This window comes from Streptomyces kanasensis (genome assembly GCF_043077165.1).
In the GTDB taxonomy this organism is placed as follows: domain Bacteria; phylum Actinomycetota; class Actinomycetes; order Streptomycetales; family Streptomycetaceae; genus Streptomyces; species Streptomyces changanensis.
Map to the genome: position 1 here is coordinate 1,819 of NZ_JBIBSF010000022.1, position 1,334 is coordinate 3,152.

Annotated in this window: 1 rRNA gene (running past one end of the window); it reads left to right on the forward strand. The window is 57.0% G+C overall.

Features of this window, described 5'->3' with window-relative positions:
* Positions 1-57 precede the first annotated feature (57 nt).
* Positions 58-1,334, forward strand: a 23S ribosomal RNA gene (locus ACF053_RS30145); it runs 1,920 nt beyond the window's last position.

Consider the following 1,334-nt stretch of genomic DNA (forward strand, 5'->3'; position numbering starts at 1 on the left):
GGGGTGATGGGTGGCTGGTCGTTGCTTGAGAACTGCACAGTGGACGCGAGCATCTGTGGCCAAGTTTTTAAGGGCGCACGGTGGATGCCTTGGCACCAGGAACCGATGAAGGACGTGGGAGGCCACGATAGTCCCCGGGGAGCCGTCAACCAGGCTTTGATCCGGGGGTTTCCGAATGGGGAAACCCGGCAGTCGTCATGGGCTGTCACCCGCTGCTGAACACATAGGCAGTGTGGAGGGAACGAGGGGAAGTGAAACATCTCAGTACCCTCAGGAAGAGAAAACAACCGTGATTCCGGGAGTAGTGGCGAGCGAAACCGGATGAGGCCAAACCGTATGCGTGTGATACCCGGCAGGGGTTGCGCATGCGGGGTTGTGGGATCTCTCTTTCACAGTCTGCCGGCTGTGAGACGAGTCAGAAACCGTATGGATAGGCGAAGGACATGCGAAAGGTCCGGCGTAGAGGGTAAGACCCCCGTAGCTGAAATTCATGCGGCTCGTTTGAGAGACACCCAAGTAGCACGGGGCCCGAGAAATCCCGTGTGAATCTGGCGGGACCACCCGTTAAGCCTAAATATTCCCTGGTGACCGATAGCGGATAGTACCGTGAGGGAATGGTGAAAAGTACCGCGGGAGCGGAGTGAAATAGTACCTGAAACCGTGTGCCTACAAGCCGTGGGAGCGTCGCGCAAGGACTTGTCCTTGCGTCGTGACTGCGTGCCTTTTGAAGAATGAGCCTGCGAGTTTGCGGTGTGTTGCGAGGTTAACCCGTGTGGGGAAGCCGTAGCGAAAGCGAGTCCGAACAGGGCGATTCAGTAGCGCGCTCAAGACCCGAAGCGGAGTGATCTAGCCATGGGCAGGTTGAAGCGGAGGTAAGACTTCGTGGAGGACCGAACCCACCAGGGTTGAAAACCTGGGGGATGACCTGTGGTTAGGGGTGAAAGGCCAATCAAACTCCGTGATAGCTGGTTCTCCCCGAAATGCATTTAGGTGCAGCGTCGTGTGTTTCTTGCCGGAGGTAGAGCACTGGATAGGCGATGGGCCCTACCGGGTTACTGACCTTAGCCAAACTCCGAATGCCGGTAAGTGAGAGCGCGGCAGTGAGACTGTGGGGGATAAGCTCCATGGTCGAGAGGGAAACAGCCCAGAGCATCGACTAAGGCCCCTAAGCGTACGCTAAGTGGGAAAGGATGTGGAGTCGCAGAGACAACCAGGAGGTTGGCTTAGAAGCAGCCACCCTTGAAAGAGTGCGTAATAGCTCACTGGTCAAGTGATTCCGCGCCGACAATGTAGCGGGGCTCAAGCGTACCGCCGAAGTCGTGTCATTCATACAT